Source organism: Hymenobacter mellowenesis, assembly GCF_030581005.1.
Lineage (GTDB): Bacteria > Bacteroidota > Bacteroidia > Cytophagales > Hymenobacteraceae > Hymenobacter > Hymenobacter mellowenesis.
In genome coordinates this window covers 115,640-131,573 of the sequence record NZ_JAUQSX010000012.1, presented here as the reverse complement: position 1 = coordinate 131,573, position 15,934 = coordinate 115,640, and the positions used below count along the sequence as shown (strand labels likewise).

Sequence of the window (15,934 nt, the reverse complement as noted above, 5' to 3'; positions counted from 1 at the left end):
CGCAAGTATGCGTCTCTACACCAACCTGCCATCACCCGCTCATGCCGCAGCACCGCCCATTCCTGCTCCTGCTGCCCGCCGCCGCGCTGGCCCTGGGCGGTTGCGCGGTGCTGGGCAACGTGACGCAGCTCGACGACGGCTACTACCGGGTGGTACACCGCCCGGCTACCGACACCCTCGCGGCCCTGGCGGCGCGGCAGCCGCTCTACGTGCAGCAGCGGGCCGATACCCTGCTGCTCACGCCCGATGCACCTCCCGGCCAGCCCCGCACCTACCGCTACGCTCTGCAGCCCACCCAGCGGCTGTGGCTGCTGCGCCGCCGGCTCGACCTCGACGTGTTCACCATTCCCTTCAAGGTGCGGCCGCCGCAGGCCGGGGTGCCGGTGCAGCTCAACACCAATTTCAACGCCGCCATTTACGTGGGCCGGCGGCTCGATTTTTACTCGCTGCGCACCAAGCGCACCACGCCGTTTGGGGCCACGCCGCACATCCGGGCCACGGGGCTGGGCTACGGGGCCTTCTTGGGCGCGGGTTCTACCTTCATCACCGATGACGTGACGGCCGCCACCCGTCCCACCGCGGCCGACTACGAAGGCGTGGTGCTACACGGCGGCCTGGCCGCCATCTACGACGCCCGGGCCTTCAACATCGGCCTCGCCGCCGGCCTCGACCAGCTGCTGGGCCCCGATGGGCCGCACTGGGTGTACCAGCACAAGCTCTGGTTCGGCGTCCTGTTCGGCCTGGATTTGAACTAGTATGGGTTGCCGCCCATGCCTTACACTACCGTTACCGATGCCGGGCCCTTTGGGTACAGTGCCTATATAACCCGCCGCATGCGGCGGAAGCTTTCGGCTGCTACTCCAATTTGCGCCGGCTGGCCCATATCCAGTGCCGAGTAAGAGCGCGCCGCACGGCCGCCACGGTGGGCAGGTCGTCGAGGTAAGGGCGATAGACCGTATCGGGGCGGTAGCGCGGGCGGCCGGTGCGGCTGGTGCCGGCGAGGAAGAAAACGTCCGTCGCGAAGCGCGGCTCGGAGCCGGAGTACGTGGAGCGGCCGTGGCGCGTGAGCAGGGTGCCGCGCAGGTCGCACCGTTTCAGGACCAGCAGTTCCGGGCGCCCGTCGCGGTTCACGTCGGCAAAAAAGAAGTCGACCACGGAAATGGCGTCGTCCAGGGGCGGTATCGGCAGCACGCCCAGGGCGTATAGATGGGGGCGGTAGGGGTCGAGCACCAGCAGGTCTTCACCGTGCTGGTTGTCGCCCTGGCTGGAGCTGGAAACGATGAACAGCTGCCTGCCATACGCCCCGGGCCGCCACGCGTGGGCCCCCAGGCCGCCGGAGGTCAGCGTCAGGGGCAGCGCCCGGCGCATGAACTGGTCGTCGGTTTCGCCGGGGCGCCGGCGGGCCCAGCCCCGCTGCCGGGTCTGGTCTTCGAGGCGCTGGGCTTCGGACTGCCGCAAGGGCGCGTGCGGCCCGGTGAGCTCGATGGGCACCCGCACGGCCACCCGCACCCGCCGGCTGTGCAAGCGGCCGGGCACCACCGGCCAGCAGTTGCCCAGGCCCGGTACCAGCGTCTCGTCAATGTCCGAACGCACATCGGCCAGCCCGCGGCGGCTGGTTACGGTCCCGTTTTTTTCTACCACTGCGCCCAGTACCACGCGGCCGTGCGGAGGCACGGGTGCGTCGTCGGGCAGAATAAATTGATTCAGGGCCTGCTCGCGTAGGTACGGCACCAGGGGTCCGCCGCCCACGGGGGCGGGCATGCGCCCGACGCGGGCGTATATCGGCGCCTCGCCGGGCTCCGGGGCGAGCAAGGTGCGCGGGGGGCCCTGCGCCGCCAGCCGGGGCTGCAGGGGCAGGCGCACCCGCACCACCCGTCCATGCAGCCGGCCGGGCGCAAAACGCAGGTGCCGCAGCGTGTCCAGCATGGCCGAATCGACGGCGGGCGCAATCTGCCCGCCCAGCCAGACGTGCTCCACCGCCCCACTTTTGCCGATAACAAGCTCCATCCGGTACGGCGGGTAGGCCGAGGTGACACTGTAGCCGGCGGGCAGCACGAGCCGGGCCTGCATGGCGGCTTCCGCCACGAGCTGCGCCGGCCCGCCGTCCACGGCCGTGGGCAGCTGGTCGGGGGCTTCGTAACACTCCTCGCCGGTGGGTGGGCGCAAGGTGGCCAAAGTGGCGCGGCGTGGCCGCGGAGGATGGAACAGCGGCCCCGTGTCCGGCACCAGCATATCGAGCTGGCCATCGTGGTTGATGTCCGCCAGATGCAGCTCCTGGAGGTGCGACGACGGCGTCGGCACCCCGTAGAGGGGCTCGAACTTGCCCTGGCCCTGGTTGAGGCGCACCCCCACTTCCCCGTTGCCAATGACCAGGTCCAAGTCGCCGTCGTGGTCCACGTCGCCCAGCGCCACTTGGCTTTGGCCGTCCTGCTCCAGCGTGTCCGTCAGGGCCGGCGTGCCAAAGTGCCCGCGGCCGTCGTTCAGGAACACGCCCAACTGGCCTTCGCCAATGTCGCCCAGCTCCATCACCAGGTCGGGCCGGGCGTCGCCGTTGAGGTCGCCAATGGCTACGCTGTAGCCGCTGCTGGCTGGCAGGATTTGCTCGTGGCCAAACCGGCCCCGGCCGTCGTTGAGCAGCATATTGCCCCGCCGGCCGGGCGACAGGATGTCCAGGTCGTGGTCACCGTCGACATCGGCCAGGGCCACGCGCTTGTAGGGCTCGTTGTAGAAGCCGTGCTTCTGGGCCACTTCCTGGAATTGCCAATGGCCCCGCCCGTCGTTCAGCCCCACCGCCAGCCGCGCCCCGCCGGCCAGCACTACGTCGATGTCGCCGTCGGCGTCGAGGTCACCGGTCGCCACGTCATCGATGCCACTGCCCACATCGGTGGACATGGGAACGGGCTGCGGCACCAGCTTGCCCCGGCCTTCGTTGCGCCACAGCAGCAAGGTATCGCCCCCGGCCAGCAGGTCGGCATCGCCGTCGCCATCGGCGTCGAGGGTGGCCAGCACCGCCACATCCGTGTCGTCCAGCACCGGCCCGTGGCGCAGCCCGCCGCGGCCGTCGCCATACCACACGCTCACGGTGCCCTGCGGGTCGAAATTGAACTCACCGTAATTCTCATTGGCATGGGCAAGGTCGAGGTGGCCGTCCCCGTTGAAATCGGCCATCACCACCATGTGCTCTTCCGAGCCCAAGGGCGAGCTGACGACACCGGGCACGCGCGGCGCGGCCTTCGGGCGCGGCAGCTTCTGCACTGAGGCGGCTGCGGGACGCCGGGGGTGCCCCTTGGCGAGTGCCAGCAGCAGAATTCCTACCAGCCCGGCGCCCGCGGGCAGTAGCCACCAAAAACGGCGGAAGTTGGTCGACCAAGACATGAGTTGGGTGCGCGAAACGAAGGCGCTCGGCAAAGGAACGCCACGAAAGCCGTCAGTTGGCTACCAGCCCGCCACACTGTCAAAACCCGCAAATACGCGGGCTTATCGGCTACTCCAGCCGGCGCCGGCTGGCCTTCTTCTCGCCCTGAATTTTCTTGCCTTCCAGGCGCTTGCGCACGGCGCTCTTACTGGGCTTGGTGGCCTTACGGGGCTTGGGCCGGCGCAGGCTTTTCAAAAGCAAGTCGTGGAAGCGGGCCAGCACAATTTCCTTATTGCGGAGCTGGCTCCGGTCTTCCTGCGCGGCCAGCAGCAGCAGGCCATCGGCGGTGAGCTGGTTGCCCAGCTTCTCCCCTATCAGCATCTTCTGTGGCTCCGTCAGCACCTGCGAATCCATCAGGTGCCAGCGCAGCTCCACGCGCGACTCAACCTTGTTCACGTTCTGCCCGCCCGGCCCGCTGGCCCGGCTGGTCTGGAAGGTGATTTCGGGCAGAAAGGCGGCGGCAGGAGGAAGCATTGGGCGAAAGTAGCGTGGACTCTGCGAGTCCGCGCATTATCTGGTTAGCCACATCGGGCAGGCGCGGACTCGCAGAGTCCACGCTACATTACTTATTCAACAGCATGGCCCCGTAGGAATACCCGCCGCCAAACACCGTAATAATCACCTTGTCGCCGCTTTTCAGCGTATCCCACACCTCGGCCAGGCCGATGGCGGCGCCGGCGCAGCCGGTGTTGCCGAGGCGGTCGATGTTGTTGACGGCGCGGGCGGGGTCGAGGCCGAGCTGCTTCACCACGTTTTTCGAGATGCGCAGATTGGCCTGGTGCGGGATGAGGTAAGTCAGCTCGTCGGTGGCAATGTGGTGCTTGTCGAGCAGCGTTTGCGTCACCTTGGCCATGTAAAGGCAGGCCTGCTGAAACACATCGCGGCCAAAGGGCATCACAATGCCTTTTTCCACGGGCTTCAGCGTCACGGCCTCGTCGGCCTTGCTCACGGGCGCGGCCCCGCCGGTCAGCACTTCGCTGATGTGCAGGTCATCGGGGCTGAGGCGCTCCTTGCTGATGAGCAGCGTGGCCGCGCCGTCGCCCCAGAGGTGGCCGGCCATTGTGTCTTCCTCGTTGTTGTAAGCCGTGTTATGCTCCGTGACCACCACCACGGCGCGGCTGGCCTTGCCCATGGCAAAGTAGCCTTCCACGATTTCCACCGCGTTGAGCAGCGACGAACAGGCCGACGAGATGCTCACCGTCGGAATCTCGTTCACGTTCAAATCGCGTTGCACGGCGTGCGCGGCCGTGAAAATGGTGTCGTGCGGCGTGTAGGTTCCGGCCACAATCAGGTCGACACTATCCGAAGCAAAGGCGGGAGCGGCGGCAAACGCCGCGCGGGTGGCGGCAATGGCCATGGTGTTGGCATTTTCGCCGGGGCCCGCTTTGCGGCGCTCCTGAATGCCGGTTCGCTCAATTATCCACTCGCTGGCCAGGCCGTTGAGGCGGGTGAAGTGAGCGTTGGTTACGACGGCCTCCGGAAGGTAGGACGCCACATGATGAAGGTACACGGACTGGTGTTGGGTGGGGAAATCTAACGCGCCTTGCGGCCGGGCAAAGGTACGGCGCCGCGCCCGCGGCGGTCGGCCCCGCCCCCGGATATGCCCGAATTTTACACCAACAGGCCGGTATTCAGTTAAGCGTTAAGCGTAAAACCGTCTGTCATCCTGGGCATTCTGCGATTAAAGCAGAATGCCCAGGATGACAGACGGTTTAATTTCCAACAGCCGCCCAAGGCCTAACGGCCCCTACTCCTTCACCACGCGGCCGCTGCCGCGGGTGTTGCTGCTGAGCTGCGCGCCCCCGGCCACGTACAGGCTGCCCGAACCGGAAATCGACCCTTCGGCCGTGCGGCTGGCGTACACGTGGGCATCGCCCGAGCCACTGATGCGGACGCGGCTGGTTTCGGTTTTCAGGTCGTGGGCCTTCACTTTGCCCGAACCGCTGATGCGGATGTCGTTGCTGGCGCAGCTGCCGCCCACCATCACCCCGCCCGAGCCGGATACGCTCGTTTCGAGCTGCTTGGCCTGAAGCTGGGGAACCACCAGGTCGCCCGAGCCGCTCAAGGCCAGCGTCAGGGCGTCGGCCTGCAGGGGGCCGCTCATTTCGAGCTTGCCCGCGCCGCCCACCCGCAGCGCCGTCAGGACGGGCACGGTCACGTATACCGTCACGGGGCCGTGGTTTTTGTTACTGAACATCTTGCCCTCCTGGTTACGGAAGTTTAGGCGCAGCTTGCCGCCCTGCACGTCGGTTTCGAAATCGGCCAAGTCCTCTTTGCTGCCTTCCAACGCCATGCTTTGGGGGCTGCCCTGTTTCACTATCACGTGCGCTGAGTTGCCCAGGCTGATTTCGGTGAATGCGCCCACCGAGCGGGTTTCGCGGTCGGCCAGCGGCCGGGTGGTGGCAGTGGTGAAAGACGACAGCGCGCCCGCGGCCAGCAGCACCAGGCTGGCGCACATCGAGGTAATTCGGAAATTCTTCATGCGAAAAAAGGTAAAGGGGTGAGTGAGTAAGCCCGATTACCCCTTGATGCCAGAAACGTTACGGCGGTTGCCCGAATTTATTCTTTTCCTTTTCTACCTAAAAAAATCGTTTCGCTTTTTTAGAATTCCACGTGCAGGCGCATGGCCACCACGTGCACGGGCCCGCTGCGGTCCTTGTTGTAGGCCGGGTTCATAATGAATTGATAATCGGGACTGATGGCGGCGTGGTAGTGCGAGAGGCTTATGCTGTAGTACACCTCAGCAATCTGTTCCAGGCCGTAGTTCAGGGCCCCGTCGCCGATAATGAAGCCGTAGCCGCCCGCAGCCAGGTAGGCCCGGTGCTCGGCGCTGATGCCGTTGGCCACCACGGCGGCGCCGAGGCGGTCGTCGGGCCGGTGCCAGCGGGCGCCGGTGCTCACCAGGCCCAGGCTGGCGCTGTGGTCGATTTCGGTGAAGGCCCAGGTTTCGTTGCGGCCGTCGTTGTAGCTCACGCGGGCAAAGAGGCCCACGTTGGGGGCAACTTCCTGCTCCGCGTTCAGGCCGAAGCCCACTTTGGTGTGGCCGTCGCGGCGCAACAGCTCCACGTCGGGCTGCTGGCCGGTGGCCAAGCCCAGGGCCACGGCGCTGCGGTAGGTGGCCATGGGCGCCACGTTGCGGAAGCCCAGCGCCCGCACGGTGCCCTGGTGCGCGCCCAGGTGATAGGTTTTGGTGAGTTCCAGGGTTTCGGCGTGGGCCCGGCCGTAGCGGTAGTCCAGCTCCGGGCCGTTGGCGTAGGTGGGCAGCAGCGTGGAGCTAAAGCGGGCGCTGAAGCCGGGCGTGATGTACTCCAGCACGCCGCCCACAGTGTAGCCGCGGGTGTTGGCGGCGTAGTCCCAGGCGCCGGCGCTCATCAGGCTCCAGTTCATAAACTGGGTGCGCGGGTCGTGCGAGTAGCTGTTCTGGTCGAAAAAGTCAGCCACGCTGAACTTGCCCAGGTTGACGGCAAAATAGCGGCGGGGCGTGGGGCCGGCCACCTGGTTGAGGTCGTCCTCGTCCACATCGTTTTCCGGGCCGATGGCAAACACCTGGCGCACGTAGAGGCGGGCCAGGTACAGCACCGGGTCGGCCACACCGATGCGGAAAGTTTCGCCGTTGGGAAAGCCCGCGATGCCGCGCGCGCTGCTCAGGCCGCTGCCGCCGGCCACTTCGGGGTTAAAGTACACGGCTGCGCCCTTCCACAGCCGCCGCCCGATGAAGAACGTGCTGGTGAGCGAAAGCTTGGCCGATTCACGGTCGGCGAGGCTGTAGTCGCCGGTGTAGGGCGTGGTCAGGTTATTGTGCCACTGGTCGATGAGCGTCTGTTGAAAGTGCAGGCTCCAGTTGCCGGCTTTCTCAGCGGGCTGGTGCAGCGGCTCCTGGGCCGAGGCGGCGTTGGGGGGCGTAGGGGGGGTGGTGGAACCGGGCGGCGTGACCTGGGCGTGGGCAGTGCCAGCCAGCAGCAAGGCCGCGCCGAGCAGAAAAGAAGGGCGTTTCAGCATCAAAGAAGTAAGAAGCAGGCGTAAAATTGGGCGAAAGGTCCCGGTTTTCAGATGTTGAAACTGTGAAGCTTATTCCCAGCCCAACGTGGCGCTGGCACCGTGCCGGGCGGGCCTTCGCTACTTTTGCGCCATGCCGCTACTCCATCACCTCGACCAGGGCCAGGGCCGCCCGCTGGTTATCCTCCACGGTCTATTTGGCACCCTCGACAACTGGCAGAGCCTGGCCCGCCGCTGGGCCACCGAGGCCGGCTTGCGCGTCGTCAGCGTCGATTTGCGCAACCACGGCCGCTCGTTCCACTCGCCCGAACACACCTACGCCCTCATGGCGCAGGACGTCCTGGCGTTGTTCGACCACCTGCAGCTCGGGCCCGACACCACGCTCATGGGCCACAGCATGGGCGGCAAAGTAGCCATGCGCCTCGCCCTTGACCACCCCGAGCGGTTGGCCAAGCTCATCGTGGTCGACATCGCCCCGCGATTCTCCGATATGGAGCACCAAGACGATATAATCGCCGGCCTCAAGTCCGTCGATTTCACCACCTGCACCAACCGGCAAGAAGCTGATACGGCCTTAGCCAAGTACGTGCCCAACGTGGGCACCCGGCAGTTTTTGCTCAAAAACCTCTATCGCACGGAAGACAACACCTTTGCCTGGCGCATCAACCTCGACGTACTGGCCGCCCAGCTGCCCGCCGTGGGCGAAGAAACCACCGGCCACGCACCGTTTTTGAAGCCCGCGCTATTCATCCGCGGCGGCAAGTCCGACTACATCACCGCCGAGGACAAGCTGACGGGCATTCCGGCGCTGTTTCCGCACTCTCAGGTAGCTACTGTGGTCGATGCCGGGCACTGGGTGCACGCCGAAAAGCCGGAGGAGATTTTTGAGATGGTGAAGGCGTTCGCGCTGAGCTGAAAGTAGCTTGGACTCTGCGAGTCCGAGCCGCGAGCAAAGCGAGCCGCTGGCGTCTGGTTGATAATAAACAATGGGTCCTGCCCCGCGATGCTCGCTCTGCTCGCGGCTCGGACTCGCAGAGTCCAAGCTACTTTTCTATTGAAAACCCTCTTCCTCATTCCCACGCCGCTGGCCGACGACACGGCCCCGCAGGTGCTACCTCCGCAAGTAGTGGCGGCCGTGGCCGCCCTCCCCTACTTCCTGGTCGAGAATGCCCGCACGGCCCGGCGCTTTGTGAAAAGCGTGGCCCCGCACCGCGTTATTGAGGACATCCGCTTCGTCGTCATCGACAAAGACAGCACCGATGCGGACGTGAAAGCCGCCCTCGCGCCGCTGGTAAAAGAGGGCATTGACGCCGGTATTCTGAGCGAAGCCGGCTGCCCCGGCATTGCCGACCCGGGCGCGGCGCTGGCACGGGAGGCGCACCGGCAGGGCCTACGGGTGGTGCCGCTGGTGGGCCCGTCGTCGCTGCTGCTGGCGCTCATGGCGTCGGGGCTGAATGGGCAACAGTTTGCCTTCCACGGGTATCTGCCCATCGAGAAGGCGCCACGCGTGGCGGCCATTAAGGCACTGGAGAAGGAGGCGCAGCAGCGGCAACAGTCGCAGCTGTTCATCGAAACACCTTATCGCAACGGGGCTTTGTTTGCCGATTTGCTGGCGCACCTGCAGCCCGGCACGCGCTTGTGCGTGGCGGCCGATGTGACGGGCACCGGGGAGTTTATCAAAACCCTGACGGTTTCGGACTGGAAGCGGCTACCGGCCCCGGAGCTGCACAAGATTCCGACGGTATTTGTGCTGGGAACGTAGCGCGGACTCTGCGAGTCCGCGTTTGCCCAAACATTCAACGATGCGCGGACTCTCAGAGTCCACGCTACATTACGAGGCCCGTACCACGTAGCGCAGCTCGCTTTCCGGAACCGCTTCCGGTACCACGGGCAATACCGTTTCGCCGTGCTGGCTCATGTCGAGGCCATCGGCTTCGTGCAGGGCATTGACGCGGATGGGTATGAGCAGGTTGGTGAACTTATAGAGCAGGTAGGAGCCACCGAAGGTGAACACCGAGATGAAGGCCAGCGCCCCGAGGTGCTTGAGCAGCAGCGTCCAGTCGCCGGTGGTGGCCAAGCCGCCTTCTTTTGCAAATACGGCTGTGAGAATCATGCCCACGATGCCGCCCACGCCGTGGCAGGGAAATACGTCCAGGGTATCGTCCAGCGTGGTTTTGTTTTTCAAATCGACCGCGCCGGCGCTGATGGCCGCCGACACCACGCCGATGAACAGCGCCGGGCCGTAGCTCACGTAGCCCGCCGCCGGCGTGATGGCCACCAGGCCCACCACGGCGCCAATGGCTGCGCCCGCCGCCGAAGGCCGCTGCCCGCGTACGGCCTCAATCATCATCCAGGTGAGCATGGCGGCGGCTGAGGCTAAGTGCGTGGTCATGAAGGCCTGCACGGCCGTAGCATTGGCCGCCAGCGCCGAGCCGGCATTGAAGCCGAACCAGCCAAACCACAACAGGCCGGTGCCGATGAGGATGAAGGGCACGTTGGGCGGCACGTGGGTGTGGCCTTCGAGGTGGGTACGGCGGCGGCCCAGGGCCAGCGCGCCCGCCAGCGCCGCAAAGCCGGCCGAAATGTGCACCACCGTGCCGCCCGCAAAGTCCAGGATGCCCCATTTGAATAGGAAACCGTCGGGGTGCCAGGTCCAGTGGGCCAGCGGGCAGTAGATGCACAGGCTGAACAGGCACATGAACAAAAGGTAGCCCCAGAAGCGAATCCGCTCGGCGAAGGCACCGCTGATGAGGGCCGGCGTGATGATGGCAAACTTCAGCTGGAAGGCGGCAAAGAGTACCAGCGGCAGGTTGGTGGCCAGGCGCGGGTGCGGGGCCGTGCCCACATTATTAAACATGAAAAACGTCATCGGATTGCCGATAACGCCCCCGATGCTGTCGCCAAACGAGAGCGAGAAGCCCACCACGTACCACAATATCGAAATCACGCCCAGCGCGATGAAGCTCTGCAGCATGGTCGAAATGACGTTGCGCTTGCTCACCATGCCGCCGTAGAAAAAGGCGAGGCCCGGCGTCATCAGCAGCACCAGCCCGGAGGCCGACAGCATCCAAGCCAGGTCGGCGGGGTTGAAGGCGTCGGGCTTGGCGTCGGGGTGGTTTTGGGGCAGGAAGGCGGCCAGACCGGCCAACAATAGGATAACGCCCAGACAGGCCGTGGCTAAATATTGTTTGCGCGTCATAACGGGAGCATATTTTAGAGCTACTCCACGAAATTAATACTCAATTTTCAAATTACCCCTTCCGTTTAATGGGGTATTTTCCAAAAACAAACATTATTTGCCCCTCACCTCCTTCGCTCAGGCAGGCTCTAACTCAATAACAAACTGCGTGCGTTGCGCCTCGTTCGTCTCCAGACGGAAGCGGAAGCCGTGCCCGAGCAGTATGTCCCGCACCAGCGTGAGGCCAATGCCCTGCCCGTCGCGCTTGGTGCTGAAAAAGGGGGTGAACAGCATTTTGCTTACTTCCGGCGTGAGGCCGGGCCCGTCGTTTTCAATGACGACGCTCACCGGCACGGCTGTGGTGCGCACCCAGATATTACCGCCATGGCCAATGGCTTCGATGGCATTTTTGGCGATGTTGAGCAGGGCCTGCTCTAGCTGCTGGGCATCGAAGGCGGCAATGAGCGGCGCGTCGGCAAAGTCCAAGTGCCAGCGGATGTGGCGCTCCTCACTCTGGGGCTGCAGCAGGCGGGCGATGCTACGCAGCAGGGCGTGCAGGTCGGTGGGCTGGGGCGCGGGGGCGGGCAGCCGCACCAGGCGCGCGAAGCTGCCGATGAAGTTGGCCAGCTGGGTGTTGCGGGCAATGCTCACGTCGAGGGCCTGGGTGAAATCGGGCTGGTCGGCGGCATCGAGCTGGGGGGCGTAGTAGGCGAAGCTGTGCAGGATGGAGTTGATGGCGCCGATGGAGTTGTTGATTTCATGCGACATCATCCGAATGAGCTTGCCGTAGGCCTGCTTCTCCTGCTGCATCAGCTCCTGGGTCAGCTCTTCGAGCAGGATGAAGCGGCGCATAAAGCCCCGGTCGAAGAAGTGCGCGACGTGCGCTCGGTAGGTTTGCAGGCCCGAGAGCTGTAGGGCCTGCGGCTGGTTTTCGGTGAGTTGGGCCAGGGCCGGGCCCCAAGCGCCGGGCAGTTCGGCGGGCGCGCGGCCCAGCAGCGCGGCAGCGGGCTGGGCCAGAAACCGTTCGGCAGCGGGGTTCACGCTTTCGATGCGGCCTTCGAAATCCAGAATGAGCACGCCGGCCGGCGAGGCCTGAATAAGGCGTTCGAGCAGGAAGCTTTTTTCGTGCTGGCTCACGCGCTCCTGCCGCAGCTCGTCAATCATCTGGTTGTAGACGCCGATGAGCTGGTCCATCTCGCGCTGGCCCACGGGCACGAACTTCATGCTAAAGTCCTTGGCCTGGATGGCGGCCGTGCCCGCCGCAATCAACTCAAACGGCCGCACGAAGCCGCGATATAGCCGCACCGCCAGCGTGATGCTGGCTATCAACAGCACCTCGCTGCCAAAGAACAGATACAGATTGGTGGTGCGCACCTGCCACGCCAGCCCGATGAGCACAGCGTGAATGAGCGTGACGAAGAACAGGAACTGGAGGCGAAGGGACATGGATTCGGAGTGGCAGAACGATTGGTAAAACAACGTCATGCTGAGCGCAGCCGAAGCATCTCTACCGCGCAACGCAATCCCTTATTATTGGATTTACTGCTGCGGTAGAGATGCTTCGGCTGCGCTCAGCATGACGCTCCTATTGGTTTTTGCTAACCTCGCCCCTACTCGTCGTACGGGATGCCGTGCTTCTCGAACCTACGGTACAGCGCACCCCGGCTCAGCCCCAGCGCCTTGGCTACGCGGCTGATGTTGCCTTCGTAGTGCGTTAGCGACTGGCGTATCATCTGGGCTTCGAGCTCGTCCAGGGTCATGGTGCCGGGGGTGGGCAGCTCGCCGGGCGCGGGGGCGCGGGCGGGCAGGCGCTGGGCGTTGGCCTGGAAATCTTCGGGGCCCAGTTCGTCTTTGCCGCTGACGAGGACGGCCCGTTCCACCAGGTTTTTCAGCTCGCGGATGTTGCCGGACAGCGGCTGCTCGCGCAGCCAGTGCAGGGCGCGGGTGCCCACTTTCAGGGCCGGGCGGCGGTAAGTAGCGCGCAGCTGGTCCACGAAGTGCTGGGCCAGCTGCGGAATGTCGGCGGCGCGCTCGCGCAGGGCGGGCAGGCGCACGGTTATCAGGTTGATGCGGTAGAACAGGTCTTCGCGGAAGCGGCCCTGCTGCACCATCTCGGCCAGGTTGCGGTTGGTGGCGGCGATGACGCGGATGTCGAGGCGGCGCGTCTTGGAGTCGCCCAGCACCTCGTAGGTGCGGTCCTGCAGCACGCGCAGCAGCTTCACCTGGCTGGCCAGCTCCAGCTCCCCGATTTCATCGAGGAAGATGGTGCCGCCGTTGGCCAGCTCGAAGCGGCCCACGCGGTCGGCCTTGGCGTCGGTGAAGGCGCCGCGCCGGTGACCAAACATCTCGCTCTCAAACAAGCTGCTCGAAATACCACCCAGGTTCACCTTCACGAAGGGCTGGTTTTTCCGCTGGCTGTTGCGATGAATGGCTTCGGCGATGAGCTCCTTGCCGGTGCCGCTTTCGCCTTCGATGAGCACCGAGGCGTCGGTGGCGGCCACCTGGCCCACGTTGCGCAGCACGTGCAGCAGCTGGTCGTCGTGGCCAATAATATCGGCGAAGCGGTATTGCTTATCGAGCTGGCGGCGGCTGGCGGCGGGGCTGCCGGCCGGGTCGTCGGGCGCGGCCTCCTGCACGGCCAGCACCGTGCGGATGGTTTGGAGCAGCGCGTCGTTGTGCCAGGGCTTGGTCACGAATTCGGCCGCGCCGGCCTTCATACCTTCTACCGCCAAGCTAATGCTGCCCCAGCCGGTGATGAGGATGACGGGCACCTGCGGGGCCAGCTGCTTTACCTGGCGCAGCAGGGCCAGACCGTCCTCGCCGGTGGTGGCCAGGGAGTAGTTCATGTCCATCAGCACCAGCTGCGGGGCGGCTTCGCGCACGGCGGCCAGGGCCTCGGCGGGCGTGGCCACGGCTTGCGCGGAGTAGCCGGCCTGCTTGAGCAGCAGCTTAAGCGAAGTGCGGACGGCGAGGTCGTCGTCGACAATGAGGAACATGATTGCAGAAAGGAAAGTGTATGTAAAACGTTATTTCAGAACGTCATGCAGAGCGCAGCGCAGCATGACGGCCGAAGTTGGAGGTTTCAACGCGCCACTAGCGGCCCTTCACGCTGCCGCCGCTGCTGGTGTGCTTCGTCACCTGGGGCGAGCCGCTGTAGCGCACATCGCCGCCGCTGCTGGCGTTGGCCACCAGCTTGTCTTGCACGGCCACGGCTACGGTACCGCCGCTGCTGGCCGAGGCGTCGCAGGTGGCAGCCTGCACGTCCTGGCCCTTGAATACGCCGCCACTGGAGGCCTGCACGTTCAGGCTCTGCACCTTGCCGCCGAGGCTGGCCACGGCGCCGCTGCTCACGCTGGCCTTCACGCTTCGGCCGGTGAAGCTGGGGGCCGAAACGACGGCGCCCGATGAGGCTTCCAAGGTGAAATCGCCGGCGTCGTAGGCGTTTTTCACGTCTACCCGCGAGCCGCTGCTGGCCTCGATGCCGGTGAGCGGCGCGGCCACAATGCTCACGCGCAGGTTTTTGGGGCGGTTGTCTTTGCTCCAGCTCTCGTTCATTTTGTGCTCGAAGCTCACGCGAAGCACGCCGTCGCGCACGTCGGTTTTAAGGCGGTTGAGGAATTCTTCGTTGTCGGCGCTGGCTTCCACGCGCGGCGTGCTGCCCGAAACGAGCGTGACCTGCACGCCATCGGACACTTTGAGGGCGCGGAAGGCGCCAACGACGCGCACTTCCGGAGCGGTTTGGGCGAGGGCGGGCACGAGAGCCAGCAACCAGAGCAGGGCGAGAGCGAGAAGGTTTTTCATAAAACTGCAGAGGGGAAAAGATGAGAAAAGCGACTGGGTTCGGGAAGCCAGATGCGACTGCGGCAGCCGGGGTTGCCTGAAGCTTTAAAGCAAATAGACCAATGAACGATGTAGGGGCGGGGCCTGCCCCCGCCCGTCGTTGAACGGAATCGTTACGGCGGCGTGAGCGTCCGGGCGGGGACAGGCCCCGCCCCTACATCGCACGGCCGCTACTCCTCGCGCAGGGCCACGGCCGGCTGAATGGACGCCGCCAGCCGGCTGGGTTGCCACGCGCACAGCGCCGTGATGAGGTACACCGCGCCCGCCGCCGCGCCGATGGCCAGCAGGTAGGGCTGGGCCGGCAAGTCGAAGGCATTGAGCAGCGGAAACTGCGCCGCCAGCAGGCTGCCCAATATCACCCCAAAAGTGGTGACCACCATCATCTCGCCCAGAAACTGCCAGCCGATGCCCGCGCCCGTGGCCCCCATGGCACGCCGCAGCCCAATCTCGGCCCGGCGCTGGCTGATGTTGTACCACAGCACCCCGAACAAACCCAGCGCCACGTTGATAATCAGAAACAAGCCCATGATGCACAGCCCCACCACCGGCACCAGCGTGTATAAGCGGCGGTGCAGGCGGTCGTCTTCCATCACGCGCACCTCGGTGCTCCACTGGCGGGTGACGCCGGCCACGGTACGGGCTATTTTTTCCTGCAGCACGCCGCCTTGGTCCGGGGCTACGCGCACCAGCACGGCGGCCGTTTCCCAGTGGGTGGTATCGTAGGGAATGAGGCGCTTCCACACGCTGGGAATGGCCTCGTCGAAATCGGTCGTCATCCGCACGTTGTCCACCACGCCCACCACCTGGAACTCGTCTTCGGGCTTGGTGGCTTTGCCGGGGATGTTGTAGGTGAAGATTTTGCCCAGCGCCGGCTCATCGCCGAACAGGATGTCGCGCAGGTCCTGGCTGATGACCACGGGGCGGTGGTGGGTGCCGTCGTCGGCCGGCGCAAACCAGCGGCCCTCGCGCAGGCGCAGGCGCAGGGCCTCGGCGTAGTGGTCGTCGGCGTCGTAGGTGTTGGCGAAGGGCGATTTGCGGTCCTTGTAGATAAAGTCTGAGTTGTTGGTATTGAAGGTGAAGGGCAGGTTATTGCTGGTGAGGGCCACGGTTTGCACGCCGGGCAGGGCCTTCACCTGGCGCAGCACGTCGTCGAGCTCGGCGCGGGGCATCTTCTGGCCCTGGCCGGCGCGCACCAGCAGCCGCCACACCTGCGTGGGCTCGAAACCGCGCGGGGCCAGGTAGTTCCGGGCGGCGGTGATGAGCACCGTGCCCACCCCGAACAGCACCACAAACGAGAAAAAGATTTCGGAAATCAGCAGCAGGTTGGCCCGCTTGCGGTTCCAGATGAGGGTGAAGAGGTGGCGAAGCATGGGGATTAGGAATTGGCAGGAAGAAAAAAGAACGTCATGCTGAGCGCAGCGAAGCATCTTGCCCGCCACCAGTAATCAATGACGCCCTTGGGATTGGATTAGTAACTGCGGGCAAGATGCTTCGCTGCGCTCTGC

At 65.0% G+C, this 15,934-nt stretch carries 13 protein-coding genes; 3 read left to right on the top strand and 10 right to left on the bottom strand.

Annotated elements, in window-relative coordinates; genetic code table 11:
• The first annotated feature begins 41 nt into the window (after window positions 1–41).
• Window positions 42–755 (top strand): hypothetical protein, encoded by a 714-nt coding sequence (locus Q5H92_RS20500; RefSeq protein ID WP_305013424.1) that lies wholly within the window; start codon window positions 42–44, stop codon window positions 753–755.
• 100 nt (window positions 756–855) lie between these two features.
• Here Q5H92_RS20500 and Q5H92_RS20495 read toward each other — a convergent pair whose 3' ends face one another.
• The 5 genes from Q5H92_RS20495 to Q5H92_RS20475 all read right to left on the bottom strand — a co-directional run bounded on the left by Q5H92_RS20495 (window position 856) and on the right by Q5H92_RS20475 (window position 7,414).
• The gene (locus Q5H92_RS20495) at window positions 856–3,375 is read right to left on the bottom strand and encodes an FG-GAP-like repeat-containing protein (protein WP_305013423.1); all 2,520 of its coding nucleotides are present in this window, start codon (window positions 3,373–3,375) and stop codon (window positions 856–858) included.
• A 109-nt stretch (window positions 3,376–3,484) separates the two neighbouring features.
• Complete coding sequence (gene arfB / locus Q5H92_RS20490) at window positions 3,485–3,889, bottom strand: alternative ribosome rescue aminoacyl-tRNA hydrolase ArfB (protein WP_305013422.1); 405 nt, start codon at window positions 3,887–3,889, stop codon at window positions 3,485–3,487.
• A gap of 88 nt (window positions 3,890–3,977) precedes the next feature.
• Window positions 3,978–4,925, bottom strand: coding sequence for a 3-oxoacyl-ACP synthase III family protein (locus tag Q5H92_RS20485; RefSeq protein ID WP_305013421.1), 948 nt, complete (start codon window positions 4,923–4,925; stop codon window positions 3,978–3,980).
• Window positions 4,926–5,162: 237 nt separating this feature from the next.
• Window positions 5,163–5,897: a head GIN domain-containing protein gene (locus Q5H92_RS20480; RefSeq protein ID WP_305013420.1), complete on the bottom strand. Its 735-nt coding sequence runs from the start codon at window positions 5,895–5,897 to the stop codon at window positions 5,163–5,165.
• Between the two features lie 119 nt (window positions 5,898–6,016).
• A complete protein-coding gene (locus Q5H92_RS20475; RefSeq protein WP_305013419.1) occupies window positions 6,017–7,414 on the bottom strand; it encodes a carbohydrate porin in 1,398 nt (465 codons plus the stop codon).
• A 130-nt stretch (window positions 7,415–7,544) separates the two neighbouring features.
• On the opposite strand from Q5H92_RS20475, the gene Q5H92_RS20470 reads away from it, so the two are divergent.
• The gene (locus Q5H92_RS20470; RefSeq protein WP_305013418.1) at window positions 7,545–8,327 is read left to right on the top strand and encodes an alpha/beta fold hydrolase; all 783 of its coding nucleotides are present in this window, start codon (window positions 7,545–7,547) and stop codon (window positions 8,325–8,327) included.
• A 138-nt stretch (window positions 8,328–8,465) separates the two neighbouring features.
• Complete coding sequence (locus tag Q5H92_RS20465; RefSeq protein ID WP_305013417.1) at window positions 8,466–9,173, top strand: SAM-dependent methyltransferase; 708 nt, start codon at window positions 8,466–8,468, stop codon at window positions 9,171–9,173.
• Between the two features lie 69 nt (window positions 9,174–9,242).
• On the opposite strand, the gene Q5H92_RS20460 is transcribed toward Q5H92_RS20465, so the two are convergent.
• The 5 genes from Q5H92_RS20460 to Q5H92_RS20440 all read right to left on the bottom strand — a co-directional run bounded on the left by Q5H92_RS20460 (window position 9,243) and on the right by Q5H92_RS20440 (window position 15,799).
• Entirely contained in the window at window positions 9,243–10,610 is a 1,368-nt protein-coding gene (locus tag Q5H92_RS20460; protein ID WP_305013416.1) for an ammonium transporter, read from the bottom strand.
• Window positions 10,611–10,727: 117 nt separating this feature from the next.
• A complete protein-coding gene (locus Q5H92_RS20455) occupies window positions 10,728–12,035 on the bottom strand; it encodes a sensor histidine kinase (protein ID WP_305013415.1) in 1,308 nt (435 codons plus the stop codon).
• A 164-nt stretch (window positions 12,036–12,199) separates the two neighbouring features.
• Window positions 12,200–13,585 (bottom strand): sigma-54-dependent transcriptional regulator, encoded by a 1,386-nt coding sequence (locus Q5H92_RS20450; protein ID WP_305013414.1) that lies wholly within the window; start codon window positions 13,583–13,585, stop codon window positions 12,200–12,202.
• A gap of 97 nt (window positions 13,586–13,682) precedes the next feature.
• Complete coding sequence (locus Q5H92_RS20445) at window positions 13,683–14,390, bottom strand: head GIN domain-containing protein (RefSeq protein WP_305013413.1); 708 nt, start codon at window positions 14,388–14,390, stop codon at window positions 13,683–13,685.
• Window positions 14,391–14,599: 209 nt separating this feature from the next.
• A complete protein-coding gene (locus tag Q5H92_RS20440) occupies window positions 14,600–15,799 on the bottom strand; it encodes an ABC transporter permease (RefSeq protein ID WP_305013412.1) in 1,200 nt (399 codons plus the stop codon).
• Between the last annotated feature and the right edge of the window lie 135 nt (window positions 15,800–15,934).